The organism is Cellulosilyticum sp. ST5 (assembly GCF_046529625.1).
Lineage (GTDB): Bacteria > Bacillota > Clostridia > Lachnospirales > Cellulosilyticaceae > Cellulosilyticum > Cellulosilyticum lentocellum.
In genome coordinates, this window is record NZ_CP132338.1 from 4,068,721 (window position 1) to 4,089,070 (window position 20,350).

Sequence of the window (20,350 nt, forward strand, 5' to 3'; positions counted from 1 at the left end):
ATGATGCAAGCATTAGGCCTCATAGAAGTAATTGGTTATCCTGCTGCAATAGAAGCAGCGGATGCCGCATTAAAAGCTTCTAATGTTCAACTAAGTGGTGTGTCAAAAGTTGGCAGCGGCATTATGACAGTACAACTTTTTGGAGATGTAGGAGCTATCACAGCAGCGGTGCAGGCAGGTGGTCAAGCAGCTGAAAGGATTGGTAAGGTTAGGGCAACTCATGTTATCCCTAGAGTAGATGAAAGCTTGATTGGAAAGGTAATACAATCAAGAGCAATGGAAACCAAAACTAACAAGGAAAGTACGCCTGAATTTAGTATGTATCAGCAAGAAGAGATACAGCCTGTGAAAACGGCACAACAAGCTCAAAGTATAGAAGGCAATGCCTCGATCCCAGAATCAGATATATTAAATGATGATACGGAGACTGGAGTAGGGCAGACTACTAATGAAGACATAGTAAGTGCTGAGGACCTTAGTAAAAAAAGTAATACTGAGCTGAGAGCACTTATTAAGGCTTTGGGGATCAATGTGCCTATCAAGCAATTAAAAGAAGCTAAAAAGTCAGAGCTGATTAAGATGATAACTGAGGCTAGAAAATAAACAAACTATAGATGACAACTAAGTAAGGAGGCCCCAATGGAACTAATAGATAAAGACTTACAATCCATTCAAGAGGTTAGAAACCTTTTAATAGAAGCACAAAAAGCGCAAGAGGTATTATCTACCTTTAGTCAATGTCAAATCGATAAGATTGTAAAAGCTATTGCAGATGCAGGAGCTGCCAATGCTGAAAAGTTAGCAAAGATGGCAAATGAAGAAACAGGTTTTGGACGTTGGCAAGATAAAGTAATTAAGAATATCTTTGGATCAAAAGGTATTTATGAAGCTATCAAAGATCAAAAGACAATTGGTATTTTAAGAGATAACAAAGAAGAAAAAATCTTAGATATAGGTGTACCTGTAGGGGTTATTGCAGGGATTGTACCATCTACTAACCCTACTTCTACAATTATGTACAAAACACTTATTTCCATTAAAGCAGGTAGCTGTATTGTTTTTTCTCCGCACCCAAGTGCGAGAAACTGTATTAAAGAAACAGTAGATATATTAACAAGAGCAGCAGAAGCTGCAGGTTGTCCAAAAGGAGCAATCTCCACTATTACGCTTCCAACTTTACATGCAACACAAGAACTTATGAAACATCCTAATACGAAACTCATTTTAGCAACTGGTGGACCAGGTATGGTGAAATCTGCTTATTCTTCAGGAACACCAGCTATTGGAGTAGGTGCAGGAAACGGGCCAGCTTTTATTGATAAAAGTGCAGATGTTAAACTAGCTGTTAAACGCATTATAGATTCCAAGACATTTGATAATGGTACCATTTGTGCTTCAGAACAATCTGTTATCGTTGAAAGATGTATGGAAGAAAAAGTAATTGCTGAGTTTAAAGCTCAGGGAGGCTATTTCTTAGATGAACAAGAGAATAAACAACTTGCTAAATTTATTTTAAGAGCAAATGGTACAATGAACCCTCAAATTGTAGGAAAGAGTGTAGAACACATTGCCAAACTAGCAGGACTTACCAAAGTGCCAAGTGCAGCTCGTGTACTGATTGGAAGGGAAATAAATGTTGGTCATGAATATCCTTATTCAAGAGAAAAGTTAGCACCTATCCTTGCCTTTTATGTAGAAGAAAATGTAGATGCTGTGCTTAAAAAGTCACAAGAAATCCTTCATTTAGAAGGGAAAGGGCATACTTTCTGTATGCATGCTAATGATGAGGAGCTAGTAAAACATTTTTCACTCCATATTCCAGCATCACGTATTTTAGTCAATACCATGGGTTCATTAGGTGGTGTTGGTGGTACAACTAACTTATTCCCAGCACTTACCTTAGGTTGTGGGGCAGTAGGTGGTAGTTCCTCTTCTAATAACATTGGTCCTATGGATCTTATTAATATTAGACGTGTAGCCTATGGAATAAAGGAAATAGAAACACTAAGACAAGAAGCCGGAGTTGGTTGTTCTTCGTCAAATATTGGTAATAGCTGTTGTGAGAAGAGTTTAGTAGATGAAATCGTAAGAAGGATTATGAAAGAGTTAATATAATTAGCGAAAAGTAGAATACTAAGGATGTAGTGTAATAGATGACACTATACTTTATAGGAGGAAAATAAAATGGCAAATACAAATGCATTAGGAATGATTGAAACAAAAGGTTTAGTTGGCGCAATTGAAGCAGCTGATGCCATGGTAAAGGCGGCCAATGTTGCTTTAGTTGGTAAAGAGCAAATTGGAGGTGGCCTCGTGACTGTAATGGTAAGAGGAGATGTAGGTGCTGTGAAAGCAGCTACAGATGCAGGGGCAGCAGCAGCAGAAAGAGTAGGAGAACTAATCTCTGTGCATGTTATTCCAAGACCTCATTCAGAAGTTGACGTTATCTTGCCACATAGTCATGCACAAGCATAAGATGCTCCTATAGGAAAAGCCCTTTAAGGGTAAGAAGAGGATACCTAGAGTTATATCTAGGTAACCTCTTTCTATAACAAGGTAGCAGACTATATTATAGGGCAAGAAGGTGAGTAAGTGTCCGTATTAACAGAAAATGATGTAAGACAAATGCTTGCAAGTGGACAGCTAAAAGAAAAAGGTCAAATAGTTGTTCCACGTAATAAAATCATTACACCTTCAGCTAGAACTTATTTATTAGAAAAAGGCATTGAAATGAAGATGGAAGATAATCCCGTAGGAGAGGTGACGAAGGTGAGTGAAGAGTATATAGCAGCAGATGAAACAGAAGTCTATGAGACTATCTTTGGTGCTAAATTAAACGAGAAACCTGAGCATATGACACACCTTAGAGGCAACCTATTGGTATTTAAAGATCATCCTCGCATTGCTTTTAGAGGTGCGATAGATAGCTTAGAGGCAGAAATAGTCATGACACAGATATCTGCAGAAAAGCAGCACTTGCCTCAGATGATAAAAGACCTTGAAGAAATTATTAAGTTCATTAGAAGGTTATTAAGAAATGAAGTGTGTGGTGAACCAATAGGTGAATTTACATTGCAAGGCTTAGATGCTAAAGAGCTTAGAGAACACTCCCATCATCCAAGTAAATATTATGGTATAAGTCATTTTTTACCTAATTATAAGCAAGGTGAAATGGTAGCTTATCTTAATAAACTAAGAACCTTAACACGTGAAACAGAGCTTATTGCCTACAAAGCTTTTAAAGATGAGTATGGGCAAGTTAGTAGAGAAGATATTATTAAGTCTTTAAACCGTTTATCCTCATTATTCTGGGTTATGATGTTTAAATATTTAGCAGGTAAATATAAAACTAACGCATAAGTTTTATAAGTTTATAAAATCAATGAAATGAATTCAGTATAGAGAAGGGAGATTATATGTCAGCATCAGTAGACCAATTAGTAGACACCATAGTAGAAGCCTTAAAAAAGCAATTGTTTATTGAAGTAGAAGCCTCTGGTAGACATGTGCATCTTTCAAGACAAGATGTAGATACATTATTCGGCGTAGGCTATAAGCTTACACCCGTAAAGGAATTATCTCAGCCAGGACAATATGCTTGTAGTGAACGTGTTACCGTTTCCGGACCAAAAGGAAGTTTAAAGAATGTAGTTGTATTAGGTCCAGAAAGAAAAGCCTCTCAGGTGGAGATTTCCTTAACAGATGCCTTAGTCCTAGGAATTAAAGCACCTATTAGGCAAAGTGGAGATATTACAGGAACACCTGAGATTACAGTGAGTAATGGAGATAGACAGGTAAAGCTTTCACAAGGACTCATTGTAGCTAAAAGGCATATGCATATTACACCAGAGGATGCAAACAGATTCCATGTAACAGATGGTGAGATTGTAAAAGTAAAAGTTTTTGGAGCAAGACCACTTATTTTTGATGATTTAGTAGTGCGTGTAAGTAAGGATTTTAGAACATATATCCATATTGACTATGATGAAGCAAATGCATGTGGTTTTACTAAAGGTACCTTAGGTATGATTATTAAATAAAATGAGAAGGGGTGGGAGCGTGTACAATCAAACCTTGATAGATGAAATTTTGAATGAAGTTTATAAAAGGCTAGAGGATAAATGTAATGAACAAACTTCATTAAAGAAGCTGATATTTATTGGCCCCATGCCCGATGTAGGTTTAAAGTATTTAAAGCAAGCTTATAAGTGTAGTGTTTATAAGAATAGCGAGGAAAGCTATGAAGGGATAGTAATTACTAAGCTTACTATAGAGATGCTAGGCCATTTAGCTACTAGCTCGCCTGTTACAGAAGAGGAAAGTCTTATATTAAAAGCTCTTTTAAATGAGAAACAGGTTTATATGCTAGAAGAAGGTATAGAATACAGGCGTTACAAAGAAAATGCGCATAAAGCTCTATACACACTTTTAATGGATTACGAAGATAAGATTAAAAACTATGGTATTCAGTGTATTAGTCATTTAGATGAATTACTTAATAGTGCAAAGTCTAGAGATAATCACAAAGCACCAAAACCCATTACAGGTAATGTTAACTTTGATATGACTTATAAAAAGTTACTTTTAGAGGCAGACCTTATTAAGAAACATCTTGAAGGAATTTGTATTGTTACTATTTCAAAAGGCTGCATTATTACCCCGCTAGCAGATGATTATATACGAAAGCATCATATTGAGATTAAAAGAGTATAGGAGATGCAGAAGCTATGGAAATAGGCAGGGTTATAGGGCGTGTATGGGCCACTAAGAAGGATGAACAGTTAAATGGTCAGAAATTCCTTGTTCTTAAGATACTTCTAGAACAAGGAAAGGAAAAACCAGAGCTTATTGTAGCAGCAGATATTATTGGTGCAGGAGTAGGTGATTTGGTGTTAGTGGTAAGAGGTGGTTCTGCACGTTATGCAGTAGGTAATCCGGATTGTCCTATTGATTCAGCCGTTGTTGGTATAGTGGATTCTATAGAGGTAGAGGAAAATGAATAGAAGCATAGGTGCACTTGAATTTAGGAGTATTAGTAAAGGAATTGAGATTTCTGACCAAATAGTAAAAAAGGCAAATGTTGAAATTATTTATTGTAGAACCATTTGCCCTGGTAAATTTTTAATTATTGTAACAGGAGATGAGGGCGCGGTAGATGAGGCTATTGATCATGGAAAGAGCCAAGTTGCTAGAATTTTAGTAGATAGTTTTAAACTACATGCAGTATCTCCTGTTATTATAGATGCTTTTAAAAATAAGTATGTAACTAAGGAAATAATAGATGCAATAGGTGTTGTAGAAACTAATAAGGTTTGTACGGGAATTGTAGCATTGGACCGCGTTTTAAAAGCTAGTGATGTTAGACTTATTAAAATGCAATTAGCACAATGTATTAGTGGCAGATTAGTTTTTACTATAACAGGTCCTGTTAGTAGTATTGAATATGGTTTCTTGGAAATTAAGAACATATTAAGTGAGAATGAGTATTCCAATACAGCTATTATTCCATCTCCCAGTAAGGAGATTAAAAAATACTTAATCTGAAAGTATCTAATGATAATCCAAATAAATGGAGGCGTTTTTTATGAGTATAAACGAAATCATTGTTTATATCATGGTGATTTTTGCAGTGCTTGGAGCTATAGATAAAATTATAGGTAATCGGTTCGGGTTAGGAGAGAAGTTTGAAGAAGGGATCATGGCTATAGGAACACTAGCCATATCTATGGTTGGTATTATAGCATTAGCACCTGTTATTGCAGAGCTACTTAAGCCAGTTATTGTTCCTTTATTCGGATTTTTAGGGGCTGACCCAGCTATGTTTGCAGGTTCTATTTTGGCAAATGATATGGGAGGAGCACCTCTTGCTGAAGCTTTAGCTATAGATCCTAATGCAGGACTATTTGGAGGCCTTATCGTAGGTGCTATGCTTGGGCCAACAATTGTATTTACTATTCCAGTAGGGCTAGGCATTATTGAAGAGTCAGATCGTAAATATTTGGCAACAGGAGTCCTAGCAGGAGTTATTACAATTCCTATAGGGGCCTTTGTGGGAGGACTTGTAGCAGGTTTTCCAATCATGATGGTTATTATGAATCTTATTCCAATCATTATTTTTGCAGTGCTTATCGCTTTGGGACTATTCTTTTTTGAAAATGGTATGATTAAAGGTTTTACTTACTTCGGAAAGTTCGTAGTAGCTGTTATTATCTTTGGTCTTGCGTTAGGTATTATTGAGCAGCTTACAGGTATTGTTATTATTCCTGGTATGACACCTATTTCGGAAGGTTTTACTATTGTAGCAGACATTGCGATTGTATTAGCTGGTGCATTTCCATTAGTGTATGTCATTACGAAAGTCTTTAAGACACCTCTAATGAAATTAGGAAAGGTATTAGGAATGAATGATGTGGGAGCAGCTGGCCTTGTAGCGAGTTTAGCTAATAGTATTCCTATGTTTGGCATGATGAAGGATATGGATGCAAGAGGGAAGATTCTAAATGTTGCATTTGCAGTATCTGCAGCTTTTGTATTTGGAGATCACCTAGGTTTTACCGCTGGCTTTAATCCAGAAATGATATTCCCTATGATAGTAGGAAAGTTAGTAGGGGGTATTACAGCTATTATTGTAGCTATGTTTATTGCCAATAAAACACTTGGAAAGGAAAAGGCATAGATGGATATAGATCGCTCAACTTTAGAGACACTTATTAAACAAATCATTGTAGAAAAACTAGGAGCAGGAAGTTGCAATCATGTGGACTTTTCAAGACAAGTAACCTCTTCTGGTGTAATGTCTGTTAAGGTGCCAACTGTAAAAGTAGACGAAAGTAACCGCCTTGATACAGGCGTGGCTGCTGATATAGTTTATACAAAAGATTTATTTACTTTACAAGAAAGCCCAAGGCTAGGCTGTGGTGTGATGGAAATGAAATCAACTACCTTTGATTGGACATTAAACTATGATGAAATAGACTATGTCATTGAAGGCAGTTTAAGTATTATCATTAATGGAGAAACAGTAACTGCCAATGCAGGAGAATTAATTCTTATACCAAAAGGTTCTAGTATTAAATTCTCTGTGCCTCATTATGCCAGATTTATATATGCGACTTACCCAGCCGACTGGGCAGGACAAGCTTAAAATATGGGAAATAGCAAAGGAGGATGCTTAAGGGCATCCTCTTTTGCTATTTTAGAACAGCTTTAAAGGGAAAATTGAGCTATAATATAAATAAGGAATAAACTTAGGATGTAAATATAAGAAATACAAATAGAAATTTGCCTTGGCGTTTATGAGGAATGCTGCTGGGCGGAAATGAGAGGAGAGGGCTATCTTCCAGTGTTCCGGTTCAGGTTTTTAGAGGCACTAGGCTCCTTTATTTGGATGAACGTGCGAAAACTCCCGTTGGTCAAACACTCGCACTAAAAACCATCCAAAACACTCGCCAAGTGCCTCTAAAAAACTTTCCCAAGTCACCCTTCCAGATAGCTCTCTCCTCTCATTTCTTACAAGCATTATTGACCTTATAAATACCACCGACATTAAGAGAGCCTGGAAAGAAGGCGTAACGACAGAGCATGTTAATTAATAGCAGTTAGAGAACGTAAAAAAGCACATCTCCAAGTACTGTATATACTTGAAGATGTGTTTCCTTGGTCCAGACTCTGGTAATTAACTTTCGTGGCTAGCTAAATAGGCTCTAATCAAAGCGCAATATGGCTCCTCAGCACGTATGCGTTATAGCTTAGTGCCTACTAAGACTAGCTATGAAAGCTAAATCAATGAGTGAGGAGCTCCTTAAAGTCTTGGCCGGTGCACCCTATGCTAGGAAGCTAAGACCTTAAGACTCTGGTTTAAAACTTTGTTTGGTAATGCTAAGTATAAAAACCTTTAAAACAACTTATAAGTGGCGCCTTCCTTGCAGCGCACCAGTGAACATTTTCCTTAGAGCCAGAGGTACCTATAACGATAGATTGAGACTTACGAGGCCCGGTCAGTTCCTCAGGTTGAAGCTGTGGTAATTATGCCGAGGGAAGTTATTGATTTTGTTTTTACACTTATATATATGTAGCCAAGAAGCCGAATCCCTAATAAAAATGGATAAATTATTATTATTTCTCTTTTGCATTTCTCATTAGGGTATTGAACGCTCATTTTAATTCAAAAGTAGTTGTTAGTAAGGAATCTTTCTTCTCTTTGGCAAACACTTAAGGAGAGTGTCTCTACGCGTTATTGTTGGTAGAAGTGAGAGAGGGTGGCTGCCTGACGGGGTGACTTCGGAGTATTTTCAGTAGGCACTTAGCGAACGTTTTGGATGGTACTTAGTCCACGTGTTTGAGGGAACCGAGTTTGTGGGCGTTCATCCAAAAAAGTGAGCTTAGTGCCTACTGAAAATACGGAGCGGAACCACGGCAGGTAGCCACCCTCTCTCACTTCCGCCCAAATAGCCCGTAAAGTCCAAGGCAAATTTCTATTTATAAGAGCAATTGTATAATTACGTTATATCTATAATGAAGGATAAGATCAAATAAAAATACATAATTATATCGACTACAAAGGAGGATTGGCATTGAAGTTAATTATTTCTTACATACGTAGACATTTAATGGGATTTTGTCTAGCAATTTTATTTTTGGTCATTGAATCTTTTTGTGATTTAATGCAGCCCATGATGATGTCTAAAATAGTAGATGATGCAGTAGCTAGTGGTAATGCTACATTGGTGTTAAAGCTAGGAATGATGATGTTAGGAATTGCACTTATAGGTGCGGCAGGAGCAGTAGGACGGAATTACTTTGCGGGGCATATTTCGCAGACTATAGGAAAAGAAATGCGCTCGGAACTTTACCGTAAAATTCAAAGTTTTTCTTTTGAAAATATAGACCACTTAGAAACAGCTTCGCTTATTACACGTATTACTAATGATGTGGCTCAAATTCAAAATTTTATTAATGGCTGTATGCGAATACTAGTAAAGGCGCCGATTATTTGTATAGGAGCCATAGGATTTATTATTATCCAGACACCTGCACAAATACCAGTAGTCGTTTGTATTTTAGTCATAGCTACGGTGCTTATTATTGGCAATATGAAATTAGGGTATCCTAGATTTAGAAAAGTACAGATTAAACTGGATGCCTTAAATGATGTAAGCCGTTCGTATCTTAATCTGGTGCGTGTTGTAAAAGCTTTTGGGCAAGAAGAACAAGAAAAGGAGAGGTTTGGAGAGGTGGCAGATGAATTAGCAGTAGCTAATCAAAGTGCTATGAGAGTCAATGCAGTATTTAATCCACTGATTAGCCTAGTCGTTAACCTTGGTATTGTAGTTTTACTTTGGACAGCAGGTTATGAGGGGAGAGATATAGAAATAGGAAAACTCATGGCCAGTGTTAACTATATGACCCAGGTATTATTTGCGTTGGGAATGGTATCTAATATTTTAAATAATATGATACGTGCTAATGCTTCTGCTAGCCGTGTAAAAGAAGTATTAGAGGAAGTGCCTGCCATGATAGAGACCACCAAGGACAAAGAAATAGATTTAGCTGAAGGTATTTCTTTTGAGGACGTAAGCTTTCATTATCCTTCTACCAAAGAATATACCTTAGAGCATATCACTTTTCACATTCCTAGAGGAAAGACCTGTGGTATTATTGGTTCTACAGGTTCAGGGAAAACCACATTGATTCAACTATTACTTCGTTTTTATGATACAACTGGCGGCAAGATAAAAGTAGGTAAGCAGGATGTCAAAGAAGTAAAGCTAAAAGCTCTACGTGAAAAGATGGCTTTAGTTTCTCAAAAGGCTCTTTTATTTAGTGGAACGATTGAAAGTAACTTAAGATGGGGACAGCCAGGAGTTTCAGAAGAAAAGTTAAAGGAAGCGATCCGCATTTCTCAGTGTGAGGGATTTATAGCAGATTTAGATCAAGGATTACAAACTGTCTTGGGGCAAGGAGGTATTAATCTTTCAGGTGGGCAAAAGCAAAGACTTTCGTTAGCTAGAGCGTTAGTTAAAGATCCAGAAATCTTAATATTAGACGATTGTACCAGTGCACTAGATGCTACTACTGAAGCCAAGGTGCTTCAAGGGATTAGCACTTATGCAAAAGGTATGACAACCTTCTTAATTACCCAGAGGATTTCAACGGTTATGAAAGCAGATTATATTCTATGCTTGGAAAATGGAAAGTTAGTAGGAAAAGGAACTCATGATGAATTGATGGAGCAGTGTTCTATTTATCATGAGATTTATGAGTCACAGATAGGAGGTGAATAGGTTGGCTGATATGCAAAAGAATCCTATGGGGGCCAACACTGGTTCAACTTGGAAAAGAAGTTTAGGTACCGTTGTAAAACCTAAGAATTTCAAGGGAACATTAAAAAGATTATGGGAACTTACAAAGGGACAAAGGCAAGGGCTAGGGTTAATTTTTATGTTATCAGGCTTTGCAGCTATTATTGTAATGGTAACACCTTATTTAATAGGTAAGGTAGTGGATTCAATAGAAGGAAGAAACCCTAGTCTTATATTATTAATAGTATTAGCTGCTTTTTATGTAGGGGATTATCTCATTAAATTCATTCAGGGCTATGCTATGGCAGCTGTTTCACAAAGAATGATTAAGTACATTCGTAAAGTATTGTTTATTCACTTTAATCATTTGCCCCTTGCCTTTTTTGACAAAAGGCAAAATGGAGATCTTATGAGTAGGTTAACCAATGATATCGATAATATTAGTACAACTATATCAGACTCACTGACCCAGCTGATGCAATTAGTATTCACCATAGTTGGTGTATTTTTAGTGATGCTTTCTTTAAATATTCCATTAACAGGAGTAACCTTGGTGGCAGGCCCACTTATTTATCTTTTAACCAAGAGTATCACTAAAAGAACGAGAATACTTTTTAGGAAACAGCAAGAGGCATTAGGACGCCTTAATGGCCATATCGAAGAAAGTATCTCAGGTACTATGATTGTTAAGGCTTATGGTAGGGAAGAAGCCTTGATAGAAGAGTTTGAAGAGGTAAATGATAAGCTAGCAGCAGTAGCTATTAAAGCGCAGATATGGTCAGGATTTTTAATGCCACTTATGAATGTTATCAATAACCTATGTTTTATATTTATAGCAGTAGTAGGAGGCTTGATGGCTACAAAGGGTGTTATTACAGTAGGGATTATCTCAAGCTTTTTACTTTATGCAAAGCAGTTTACACGTCCACTCAATGAAGTTGCCAACATTTATAATATTTTACAAACAGCTGTGGCTGGTGCAGAGCGTATCTTTGAAATTTTTGATGAAGAAGTAGAGCTAGAAGATGTACAAGGAGCCAAAGCTCTGGCAAAGCCAAGAGGAGAGATTAGCTTTGAGGATGTATGCTTTGGTTATGAAGAAGGGCAGCCTATTCTTAAGTCTATCAATCTAAATATAGAGCCAGGTACAAGAGTGGCCATTGTTGGTTCTACGGGAGCAGGTAAAACAACGATTATTAGTTTGCTTACTAGATTTTATGATGTAAGTTCCGGCAGAATTCTTTTAGATGGAGAAGATATAAGGAATTATCGAAGAAAAGACCTTAGGGATTGCTTTGGCGTCGTACTTCAAGATGCAGCTCTTTTCCCTATGAGCATTCTAGAAAATATTAGGTATGGCAAACCAAGTGCTACAGATGAAGAAGTCATAGCAGCTGCCAAAAGTGCTAATGCCCATGACTTTATTCAAAGGCTTCCTAATCAATATCATACCATCATAGGGTCAGAAGCCAACTCCTTAAGTCAAGGAGAGAAACAGCTAATCACCATTGCAAGGGCTATTCTAGCCAATGCACCGATTATGATTTTAGATGAAGCTACTAGCTCAGTTGATACACGTACTGAACGAAAGATTAAAGAAGCCATCAAGACACTTACAACAGGAAGAACTTCTATCTTTATTGCCCATCGCTTATCGACTATTAGAGACTGCTATATTATCGTTCTTGAAAAAGGTGAGATTGCAGAGATGGGATATCATGAGGAACTTTTAGAAAAGCAAGGGATATACAATAGGATGTATCAGACGCAAATTGGAGCATAGTACTAGTAACTATTTGGTGTAACAGATTGATATAACAGAACAAAAATAAAGCGTGAGACCATTGCCATGATCTCACGCTGGAAAATGATATGTATCATATAGTATATAATGCTATTTTTATCCTATCCTCATAGGAGATTTCGCATGATATACATATAGACTTTTCTGACTGCTATTTAAATCAAATAAGGATTTAAATTATACTTGAGTATTTATTTTATCATAGCTAATATTTCTGCCTCAGGAGTTGAAGAATCACAACGCACTTCTACTTGTCCATTATGACTGACAATAAAGCCTGGTACAGTTAGAATATTATATTTTTCTCTAAATGAGTTAATTTCCTTATCTAGAGCATTATCACTTTCTATATAATAAATAGCCTGGTTAATTTCATTAGTCAATCCACTTAATTTTCTAGCAAACTTACGACAGAATGGGCATGTTGCACGACCAATATAAACAATAGCTAATTCTTCTTTAGACAGTAATTGATCTGCTTCTGTAGAAAATATTTTCTTAAATGATTTCACATCTTCTTCGTATGTAGCTTGTTCAAACATTTTGGTCCTCCTAGGTTTTTAGCATATTATATCAAAACTAAATGATGTCATCAAACATTTGTATTCTCATCTGAGTGCTTTGCCGCGAAGAATATATAATGTATGATACCCATTATGATATAAATCATACATAATAATGAATGAAAATATATTAATTAAGGGGTAAAATGAAGAGATAGTAACTATGTTTAAAAAGAAGAGATTAGACTTATAACTTAAAAAAGAGTATCGCTATTTTGTTGGAGAAATAGTTTGAGCTCTTAATCTATAGGTAATCAAATACAAGAGGATAGTGATAAAGCTGGCACTATCAAAAGATATAAAGGGAGAGAAATATGAAAAATATAGTATTATTAGTAGTTGATGTTCAAACAGCACTTGTTGAAGCAGGTCCATATAATAAAGAAAGGGTCATAGGTAACATAGCTTACCTTCTTCAGCTCTGCAGAGCAAATGGAGTAGAGGTGGTCTATGTGCGTCATGATGATGGAGAGGGGAGTAACCTTGAACAAGGGACTCCAGGATGGCAGATTTATAATGAAATTAAGCCCATGAAAGAAGAACGTATTTTTGAAAAGCAGTATAATAGTGCTTTTTTACATACAGGGTTAAAAGCGTATCTTGATAGCAAGCAAGTAAAAAACATTATTTTAGTAGGCATGCAGACAGAATACTGTATTGATACAACTTGTAAAGCTGCTTTTGAACATGGCTATCAACTTATTATTCCAGAGGAAACGAATATGACCTTTGATAATGAGTATTTACCTGGTAAAAAGCTATATGAGTTTTACAACTATAAAGTTTGGAATAAACGTTTTGCTACAGTACAATCAATAGAAGAATTAGAAGAAGAGTTAAAGAAGTAATTCTTATTAGATGAAATTATTAATAGAATAGATATTTACAATAAAACAATGCTCTTTAAAGCCTTAAGCTTTAAAGAGCATTGTCCATTTATCGATAGATTCAAATCCGAGACGGTGATAAATTTTACCTGCTTCTGGATTATCATAGAATAATCAAAGTGATTTACCTTCATTTTCAATAAGATCTCTACAAAGTTTAGAAAGTGAGTCAGACATGAGCCCTTGATTACGATAAGCTTTACGTGTAGCAACACCTATGATCATAGCAGACATAGAGTTTTCAGCTGTAGTTTGTACCACATTTTTAAGAATACCATCTTCTGTTTCTGTATAATAAACACGACCGGCACCAGAACGAATAATACGTTCTAATGATTCTGGCTTAGAAGGAGATTCACTAAATTCTTCAATCTCATTTAATAGTTCACAGATACGAGAAGCATCCTCAGGAATGGCAACTTTTATAGGGAGGCTAACAACTTTGAGCTTATCAGCTGTTTTAAGTTCACAAAAGTAAGTACTCTTGTAGTGATAGGTATTAAAATAAGGTTTAAACAAGTTAAGAACACTTTCTTTTCCGGAAATACCCACATGGTTTGCATCTGATTTAATAATTTCTACAAATGGTAATGGATTAAAGTCAAGAGCTTTATAGTAAGGAATATAAAATTGATTATAACGAACAAGTACACCATCTAGTTCACCTAAATCATTAAAATCTCCCCAAAACTCTTGAAAGTCTTTATCAAACCCATCTTGTTCAATATCACCAATCATAAAAAGATTAATAGCAGGCTCTGCGCTAAGAAAAGCTAAAGTCTGTGCACGGTCTGCTTCTACTAATTTACGAATCATAGATATCCCCCCGTTTTTGAGTAATTTCATCTATACTATCACTAACATAAATGGTTGTCAAACATATAACTACAATTATAAATAAATAAAAATATATTGACTCTAACCTTACAGGAATATGTAAAGTAGGTTTAGTTACAAAGTTATACAACTGTGAAAGGAGAGGTTAAGCTGTGTTTGCGCAGTACCTGAATATTGCTTTAATATGTATCATGTTGGGGATATAGAGAGGAAAATATAGATGTAGAGGTTTGTGAAGCTGTTACTGAAATGAAAGAAGATTCAGAGAAAGACCATTGAAAAAGTAGAAATGGCTGTATGTACTTTGCACAAGGGGCCTTATGAAGACTTTCTAAAAGCCTATGGAGCTATTTTAAGATGGACGGTGGAGGCTCTATTTACCACAATGCCCCTGAAGTAGATACTACACTTAAAGCTTATTATGAAACATTACAACTATCTTTTAATGAAGGAAAGATGCCAGAACTTATAGATACTCAGAATGTGGCACTTAGGTATACCATTAAAGACTTTGAATTTATATAAGATGCAAGCCTTGCTCAATTTTACGAGTTACCAGTAAGTACCTATGTAGGTTATATCTCAGAGTTTAACTTAGATATAGATGTCTTTCATTTAGATAGAGTAGAATGGATCACAAGTGAGCAAGTAGAAGAAATGAAGGAACTAGGATTAAGTGAGGAGGATATGCTTCAAATCTCCATAAATTTAATAATATTGACTGACAGCTAAAGGTGAGGGTGTTTTATCTATAAAGAGTTCTAAATTTCAGAGGATATAAAAAGACTAACTGAAAGTTAGAACTCTATTTATATAGAGTGATTTAATATGAATTCAAGGTGTTAGATAAATAGGCTTATAATAGAAAATCTTTTTAATAAAATGATAGATACATTATAAATCACATAATATAATGAAGTAGAGTAAATGTAATGAATGAAAGTGAGGCTAAAGAGCTGTATGAGTAGGAAGAGAAATCTAACTATGAAGAAGGTTGGAATGGAACATCTTAAGCAGTACAATCAGCTACTTCGATATGTCTTTCAAGTAACTGACCAACAATTACAACAAGTGGGCTGGGAAGAAAAAGAGATTATTCGTGCGAAGGCACCAACTTTAGAGCAGGCAGATGTACTAGGTTGGTTTGATGGGGATAACCTTATTTCTCAAGTGGCAGTTTATCCTATGAAGGTATGTATATTTAGTGAGGTCTATGATATGGGCGGACTTACAGGAGTAGGAACTTACCCTGAATATGCTAATCAAGGGTTAATGCATAAGTTGTTAGAACAAGCTTTGAAGAATATGAAAGACCGTCAGCAAAGCATATGCTATTTGTATCCATACTCTGTCCCCTATTACCGCAGAAAAGGTTGGGAGATTATATCTGATAGAATTACTTATGAGATTAGTGATTATCAATTGCCTAAAAATAAGCAAGTACCAGGAGAGGTACAAAGGGTAGAGGTGGAAAGTGACGAGGTTAAAAACACCTATGAAAGGTTTGCCCTTCAAACTCATGGAGCACTGCTAAGGGACGATTTAGCTTGGAATGAATACTTACTATGGGATACAGATGATCTAATGGCAGCAGTTTATTATAATGAGCAAGGAGATCCAGATGGATATGTCTTGTATGATATTAGAGATGAAATTTTCCATATCAAGGACATGATATTTGTGAATGAAGAAGCACGTAGTGGGCTTTGGAATTTTATTAGTGCTCATTTTTCAATGATTACAAAAGTAATAGGCAATACATATACAGATGAACCTTTAGCATTTTTATTAGAAGATGCAGATATTAGAGAGACAATCTCACCCTACTTTATGGCACGGATTGTGGATTTAGAGGCATTCATTAAACAATACCCTTTTAAACCAGATAATGTAAAGAGAGAATGGACTTTTACCATGGATGATCCCATACTCACATGTAATCAAGGGGTTTTTACACTCACTATTTCAGAATCTGGGCAAGGAAAAATAAAGCGTACCACAGAAAAAACTAATGATAGAATTAATATACAAACTATGACAACAATGTTATTAGGGTATAAAAGGCCGGATTATCTTTATAAAATAGGAAGGCTAGTATGTAATAGCGAAACATTAGATATGTTAGAAGATGCTATAGAGCAACAGACACCTTATTTCTCTGATTATTTTTAGAGGATGTAGAAAAAAGGAGGGGATTTAAGCCGAATATGTAGGCTTAAATCCCCTCCTTTTACATCTAAAACTAAATGATAGCTGGTCACTAGCTTAATTATCCGAAAAGGGGATGGAAATATCCGAGTCTCTCCCCAAATTAAAACTGGCGAGTATAATGTGGTAGTATTATTGGATTGTAGTACCATGGAGAGCCAAATCATTCAAGGGATGCAGTGGGGAAGTGTAGCCTTTATTATTTTAGAAGGCTTAGTTATTTGAATAGAATATTTGATTTATAAAAAGTATCTTACATGGGAGTACGCCACAAATAGACTAACGGTTATCAAGTATTATGTGGTAATAGCCAATTTAATGACAATGACCATAGGAGCGCTTATTCAGATATAAATAAGGAGTTTATTGATTATATTAAGGTAGCAGTGACAGTGGATAGGGTAGGTTCTGTACTTGAAAGTGTTACAGATTTTAGAGTCACTAGAGGCAGATTTCTAAGGGCGTGGGTAAGACTGTTACTAAATATAGAGATGATTTTGGAAAACAAGGAATATATGTTGAGCATCCAGGAATCAAAGGTTATTAGATGCACAGTATATTGTAGGGACAATTAAGTGTTCTAAGTGTAAACAAATCATTAAGCTAGTCATTAAAGATGTAGGCTAAATAAAAAGGAGCATAGAGCCATAAAGAACCGAAAGCAGAGTTATCCAGAGAGCCTAGGACACTATTTCTAAGAGACTAGAGGTAGTTGTAGCTAGGCTTATTTTATTGGCTCCATTAACTTAAGAGGGAATCAGCAGAAATTCTCCATTCTTCATTACCTTTCAAAAAGGTATTGACTCTCCCCTTACAGGAGTATGTAAAGTAAATTTAGTTACTAAGTCATATAAGTGTGAAAGGAGAGCAAATGAATACAGTTATTGAAGTGAATGGACTAAGAAAACAGTATGGCAGCAAGGTTGCAGTAGATGGCTTATCTTTTCAGGTAAGCAGAGGTGAAGTCTTTGGGCTTCTAGGACATAATGGTGCAGGAAAATCTACAACGATTAATTGCATTCTAGGGCTTAAAAGCTTTGAAGGAGGGAGTGCTACTGTGTTGGGTATGAAAGCAGCCAATTCTAGAAAAGAGCTTTTTGAGAGAGTGGGTGTTCAATTACAACAATCTTGTTATCAAGACCGCATTAAGGTAGAAGAGCTTTGCCAGGAGACAGCTACCCTTTATAAAGACCCTGCAGATTATGGAGAGTTACTAGAAGCTTTTTCATTAAGTGGATTCAAAAAACAATATGTTTCTACTTTATCTGGAGGAGAAAAGCAAAAGCTATCAGTATTACTAGCCCTTATCCCAAAGCCAGAGGTTATTTTTCTAGATGAGTTAACTACAGGTTTAGATACAGCAGCTAGAAGAGAAGTGTGGAAGAAATTACGTGAACTGAAGGAAAAAGGAGTGACTATTTTTCTCACTTCTCATTATATGGATGAGGTAGAAGCACTCTGTGATAGGATTTGCATTTTACAAGAGGGGAAGGAAATAGTGAGTGGTGCTGTAAAGGAACTCATAGGAAATAGTCCCTATGAACGATTAGAAGAAGCTTATCTTTGGTATATGGGGGAGGAAATAGAATCATGAAAAGGTTTCTAACATTACTAAAAGTAGAAGGACGCGTGGCTCTTAGGGGAATAGATGGTATTTTCTTTGGGGTATTAATGCCAGTAGGGATTGCCCTTTTAATAGGGATGATTTGTGGAGATAAACCAGCTTTTGAGGGAGCTGAGTATACTTTTGTGCAAGGCTCCTTTGCGGCTCTCATTACTGTGGGGATTTGTGCTACAGCTTTTATGGGAATTCCTCTTACAGTAGCAGATTATAGAGACAAAAAAATATTAAAGCATTACTGTGTGACACCTATTAGTCCAGCTGTGATATTATTAATACAAGTAGTTATTAATATGATAACGGCTTTAGTTTCCTCAGTAGCAGTTTACCTAATGATGAAGTTTGGATTTGGGTATCAACTTCAAGGCTCTATCTTAGGATTTATGGGTAGTTATTTACTAGTGATGGTGGCTATGTATGGGCTAGGCATGCTTATGGCAAGTTTATGTACAACAATAAAAACAGCTAATCTAGTGTGCACTTTAGTTTACTTTCCAATGCTCTTTTTATCTGGGGCAACGATTCCTTATGAGGTATTACCTAACCCTCTTCAAGCTACAGCTAATGTATTACCTTTAACTCAGGGCATTAAACTACTTAAAGGCTATTCTCTAGGAACACCTGTAAGTGACTTAGCATTTCCCATCCTTTTAATGCTAGGCATTGCCCTCATAAGTAGTGTCATTGCAGTGAAAAAATTTAGATGGGAATAGGAGGAGAGAAGATGGAAGAGAAGAATCAATGTGAAAAAGTAGAGCCAACTCTATATAAAATCGGCTTATTTTCTCAAATGAATCATGTCACTATTAAGACCTTGAGGCATTATGATGATATAGGTCTTTTACATCCAGAACATATTGATGAGGAGAATGGATATAGATATTATACCTCTAAGCAATTACCTATTTTACATGAGATATTAGCACTTCGTCAGATGGGCTTTTCCTTGGAGGAAATAAAGAAGGTTCAAGAGGGGATGTCTGTAGAGGAGCTTCTCCTTCATAAAAAAGCCGAGTTAATTAAAAGAATTGCAGAGGAAAATATGAAGCTTTCTCAGGTGGAATACTATCTTATTCATAAGGGAGGGGACAGGTCTTACAATGTCATTCTTAAGGAATTGCCAGAGGTCATTGTAGCTTCTATGAGAACGATTATTCCTAATTACAATGTCCTTTTTAATATTGTGCCTCCTATGGGACGTGAAATGGAGAGGTTAGGTTGCATTTGCGCAGTGCCTGAATATTGTTTTAATATTTATCATGATGGTGAATATAGAGAGGAAAATATAGATGTAGAGGTTTGTGAAGCTGTTACTGAGATGAAAGAAGACTCAGAGATGATTACCTTTAAAACCATTGAAAAAGTAGAAATGGCTGCATGTGCCTTGCATAAAGGACCCTATGAAGACTTTCCAAAAGCTTATGGAGCTATTTTAGCATGGATGGAGGAGAATGGATTTGAAATAGCAGGCTATCCAAGAGAGTCTTATATTGATGGTATTTGGAATAAAGACACACCGGAAGAGTGGTTAACTGAAATACAGTTTCCTGTAAAAAAGATTCAGAAGTGATACAAAAAGGCAGAAAGCTATAGGGTAAAATATATTTACAAAACAAAATACAAATACTATTTGATAATTATTTAGGCTGTTTGAGGAAAAGTCTACTATAGGGATAGAAAAGATATTTCAAGGAATGAGCTCAGGGCAAATAGAAGACTCCTTAAATGGTATTCGCTCAGCCAGCAGTGTCGGCCTTAATGTAATTATGGTATCAGATTTAATTGAGCCAACAAAGGAGATTCTATTTCTAATGCAAACTTAACTATGAAAAAATATGAGGATGTACCCTATTTTGATGAAGCAAGATTAACACTAATATGTAAAAAGCTGTATGCACAAGAATTAAAAGAAGAATGTTTTATTGAAAAGGATATTATAGATGAGGGGAATCCAGGGAGGAATCCCCTCTGTCGTATTAAGGAGAGTGCTCAGCTGACACGCTCTTTGTCAGCGCCGAAGGGAACCTAGGGTTCCCTAGCAGAAGAAATGTGGACGCTAGTCCACTTTTTTATTTTGTTCAATTTGATTTTACGACCAAATGATTAAATTTTCAGAATAAAATGTGACC

21 protein-coding genes are annotated in these 20,350 nt (G+C 36.1%); 19 read left to right on the forward strand and 2 right to left on the reverse strand.

Going from position 1 to position 20,350, the window contains the following annotated elements:
- The 12 genes from QTL86_RS19730 to QTL86_RS19785 all read left to right on the forward strand — a co-directional run bounded on the left by QTL86_RS19730 (window position 1) and on the right by QTL86_RS19785 (window position 12,084).
- A complete protein-coding gene (locus QTL86_RS19730; RefSeq protein WP_127064877.1) occupies window positions 1–603 on the forward strand; it encodes a BMC domain-containing protein in 603 nt (200 codons plus the stop codon).
- Window positions 604–639: 36 nt separating this feature from the next.
- Window positions 640–2,115, forward strand: a complete 1,476-nt coding sequence (locus tag QTL86_RS19735) for an acetaldehyde dehydrogenase (acetylating) (protein ID WP_127064876.1) — start codon at window positions 640–642, stop codon at window positions 2,113–2,115.
- Window positions 2,116–2,184: 69 nt separating this feature from the next.
- A complete protein-coding gene (eutM, locus tag QTL86_RS19740) occupies window positions 2,185–2,475 on the forward strand; it encodes an ethanolamine utilization microcompartment protein EutM (RefSeq protein ID WP_013659034.1) in 291 nt (96 codons plus the stop codon).
- Between the two features lie 117 nt (window positions 2,476–2,592).
- Window positions 2,593–3,360, forward strand: a complete 768-nt coding sequence (locus QTL86_RS19745; RefSeq protein WP_127064875.1) for a cobalamin adenosyltransferase — start codon at window positions 2,593–2,595, stop codon at window positions 3,358–3,360.
- Between the two features lie 56 nt (window positions 3,361–3,416).
- Complete coding sequence (gene eutD / locus QTL86_RS19750) at window positions 3,417–4,040, forward strand: ethanolamine utilization phosphate acetyltransferase EutD (protein WP_127064874.1); 624 nt, start codon at window positions 3,417–3,419, stop codon at window positions 4,038–4,040.
- A 19-nt stretch (window positions 4,041–4,059) separates the two neighbouring features.
- Window positions 4,060–4,713: a hypothetical protein gene (locus tag QTL86_RS19755; RefSeq protein ID WP_127064873.1), complete on the forward strand. Its 654-nt coding sequence runs from the start codon at window positions 4,060–4,062 to the stop codon at window positions 4,711–4,713.
- A gap of 14 nt (window positions 4,714–4,727) precedes the next feature.
- Window positions 4,728–5,003, forward strand: coding sequence for a EutN/CcmL family microcompartment protein (locus tag QTL86_RS19760; RefSeq protein WP_013659030.1), 276 nt, complete (start codon window positions 4,728–4,730; stop codon window positions 5,001–5,003).
- Window positions 4,996–5,544 (forward strand): BMC domain-containing protein, encoded by a 549-nt coding sequence (locus tag QTL86_RS19765; RefSeq protein ID WP_013659029.1) that lies wholly within the window; start codon window positions 4,996–4,998, stop codon window positions 5,542–5,544. The genes QTL86_RS19760 and QTL86_RS19765 overlap by 8 nt, the downstream gene beginning before the upstream one ends.
- Before the next feature lie 40 nt (window positions 5,545–5,584).
- Window positions 5,585–6,676, forward strand: coding sequence for an ethanolamine utilization protein EutH (gene eutH / locus QTL86_RS19770; RefSeq protein WP_013659028.1), 1,092 nt, complete (start codon window positions 5,585–5,587; stop codon window positions 6,674–6,676).
- Window positions 6,677–7,144: a cupin domain-containing protein gene (locus QTL86_RS19775; protein ID WP_410495853.1), complete on the forward strand. Its 468-nt coding sequence runs from the start codon at window positions 6,677–6,679 to the stop codon at window positions 7,142–7,144. It begins immediately after the preceding gene.
- Window positions 7,145–8,573: 1,429 nt separating this feature from the next.
- Window positions 8,574–10,283, forward strand: coding sequence for an ABC transporter ATP-binding protein (locus QTL86_RS19780; RefSeq protein WP_410495854.1), 1,710 nt, complete (start codon window positions 8,574–8,576; stop codon window positions 10,281–10,283).
- Between the two features lie 10 nt (window positions 10,284–10,293).
- Window positions 10,294–12,084 carry an ABC transporter ATP-binding protein gene (locus QTL86_RS19785; protein WP_410497322.1) on the forward strand — a complete coding sequence of 597 codons (1,791 nt, stop codon included), beginning with the start codon at window positions 10,294–10,296 and terminating at the stop codon, window positions 12,082–12,084.
- Window positions 12,085–12,296: 212 nt separating this feature from the next.
- On the opposite strand, the gene QTL86_RS19790 is transcribed toward QTL86_RS19785, so the two are convergent.
- On the reverse strand, window positions 12,297–12,647 hold the full coding sequence (locus tag QTL86_RS19790; protein WP_013659024.1) for a thioredoxin domain-containing protein: 351 nt from the start codon (window positions 12,645–12,647) through the stop codon (window positions 12,297–12,299).
- Window positions 12,648–12,982: 335 nt separating this feature from the next.
- On the opposite strand from QTL86_RS19790, the gene QTL86_RS19795 reads away from it, so the two are divergent.
- Window positions 12,983–13,516, forward strand: a complete 534-nt coding sequence (locus QTL86_RS19795) for a cysteine hydrolase family protein (protein WP_127064869.1) — start codon at window positions 12,983–12,985, stop codon at window positions 13,514–13,516.
- 153 nt (window positions 13,517–13,669) lie between these two features.
- On the opposite strand, the gene QTL86_RS19800 is transcribed toward QTL86_RS19795, so the two are convergent.
- Window positions 13,670–14,371 carry a GNAT family N-acetyltransferase gene (locus QTL86_RS19800; RefSeq protein ID WP_410495855.1) on the reverse strand — a complete coding sequence of 234 codons (702 nt, stop codon included), beginning with the start codon at window positions 14,369–14,371 and terminating at the stop codon, window positions 13,670–13,672.
- A 378-nt stretch (window positions 14,372–14,749) separates the two neighbouring features.
- Between QTL86_RS19800 and QTL86_RS19805 the strand changes: the two genes are divergently transcribed.
- The 6 genes from QTL86_RS19805 (at window position 14,750) to QTL86_RS19830 (ending at window position 20,250) form a co-directional block, all read left to right on the forward strand.
- Window positions 14,750–14,917, forward strand: coding sequence for a hypothetical protein (locus QTL86_RS19805; RefSeq protein WP_410495856.1), 168 nt, complete (start codon window positions 14,750–14,752; stop codon window positions 14,915–14,917).
- Between the two features lie 459 nt (window positions 14,918–15,376).
- Window positions 15,377–16,564, forward strand: a complete 1,188-nt coding sequence (eis, locus tag QTL86_RS19810) for an enhanced intracellular survival protein Eis (RefSeq protein WP_330547581.1) — start codon at window positions 15,377–15,379, stop codon at window positions 16,562–16,564.
- A gap of 907 nt (window positions 16,565–17,471) precedes the next feature.
- A complete protein-coding gene (locus tag QTL86_RS19815; RefSeq protein ID WP_127064866.1) occupies window positions 17,472–18,194 on the forward strand; it encodes an ABC transporter ATP-binding protein in 723 nt (240 codons plus the stop codon).
- On the forward strand, window positions 18,191–18,934 hold the full coding sequence (locus QTL86_RS19820) for an ABC transporter permease (RefSeq protein ID WP_127064865.1): 744 nt from the start codon (window positions 18,191–18,193) through the stop codon (window positions 18,932–18,934). The genes QTL86_RS19815 and QTL86_RS19820 overlap by 4 nt, the downstream gene beginning before the upstream one ends.
- 11 nt (window positions 18,935–18,945) lie before the next feature.
- On the forward strand, window positions 18,946–19,791 hold the full coding sequence (locus QTL86_RS19825; protein WP_127064864.1) for a MerR family transcriptional regulator: 846 nt from the start codon (window positions 18,946–18,948) through the stop codon (window positions 19,789–19,791).
- Between the two features lie 255 nt (window positions 19,792–20,046).
- Window positions 20,047–20,250: a hypothetical protein gene (locus tag QTL86_RS19830; RefSeq protein WP_410495857.1), complete on the forward strand. Its 204-nt coding sequence runs from the start codon at window positions 20,047–20,049 to the stop codon at window positions 20,248–20,250.
- The last annotated feature ends 100 nt before the right edge of the window (window positions 20,251–20,350 follow it).

Coding starts and splice junctions, on each gene's coding strand:
- QTL86_RS19730 (WP_127064877.1), top strand. CDS start 1: ATGATGCAAGCATTAGGCCTCATAGAAGTAATTGGTTATCCTGCTGCA.
- QTL86_RS19735 (WP_127064876.1), top strand. CDS start 640: ATGGAACTAATAGATAAAGACTTACAATCCATTCAAGAGGTTAGAAAC.
- eutM (WP_013659034.1), top strand. CDS start 2,185: ATGGCAAATACAAATGCATTAGGAATGATTGAAACAAAAGGTTTAGTT.
- eutD (WP_127064874.1), top strand. CDS start 3,417: ATGTCAGCATCAGTAGACCAATTAGTAGACACCATAGTAGAAGCCTTA.
- QTL86_RS19760 (WP_013659030.1), top strand. CDS start 4,728: ATGGAAATAGGCAGGGTTATAGGGCGTGTATGGGCCACTAAGAAGGAT.
- QTL86_RS19765 (WP_013659029.1), top strand. CDS start 4,996: ATGAATAGAAGCATAGGTGCACTTGAATTTAGGAGTATTAGTAAAGGA.
- eutH (WP_013659028.1), top strand. CDS start 5,585: ATGAGTATAAACGAAATCATTGTTTATATCATGGTGATTTTTGCAGTG.
- QTL86_RS19775 (WP_410495853.1), top strand. CDS start 6,677: ATGGATATAGATCGCTCAACTTTAGAGACACTTATTAAACAAATCATT.
- QTL86_RS19785 (WP_410497322.1), top strand. CDS start 10,294: ATGCAAAAGAATCCTATGGGGGCCAACACTGGTTCAACTTGGAAAAGA.
- QTL86_RS19790 (WP_013659024.1), bottom strand. CDS start 12,647: ATGTTTGAACAAGCTACATACGAAGAAGATGTGAAATCATTTAAGAAA.
- QTL86_RS19795 (WP_127064869.1), top strand. CDS start 12,983: ATGAAAAATATAGTATTATTAGTAGTTGATGTTCAAACAGCACTTGTT.
- QTL86_RS19800 (WP_410495855.1), bottom strand. CDS start 14,371: ATGATTCGTAAATTAGTAGAAGCAGACCGTGCACAGACTTTAGCTTTT.
- QTL86_RS19805 (WP_410495856.1), top strand. CDS start 14,750: ATGGACGGTGGAGGCTCTATTTACCACAATGCCCCTGAAGTAGATACT.
- eis (WP_330547581.1), top strand. CDS start 15,377: ATGAAGAAGGTTGGAATGGAACATCTTAAGCAGTACAATCAGCTACTT.
- QTL86_RS19815 (WP_127064866.1), top strand. CDS start 17,472: ATGAATACAGTTATTGAAGTGAATGGACTAAGAAAACAGTATGGCAGC.
- QTL86_RS19820 (WP_127064865.1), top strand. CDS start 18,191: ATGAAAAGGTTTCTAACATTACTAAAAGTAGAAGGACGCGTGGCTCTT.
- QTL86_RS19825 (WP_127064864.1), top strand. CDS start 18,946: ATGGAAGAGAAGAATCAATGTGAAAAAGTAGAGCCAACTCTATATAAA.
- QTL86_RS19830 (WP_410495857.1), top strand. CDS start 20,047: ATGAAAAAATATGAGGATGTACCCTATTTTGATGAAGCAAGATTAACA.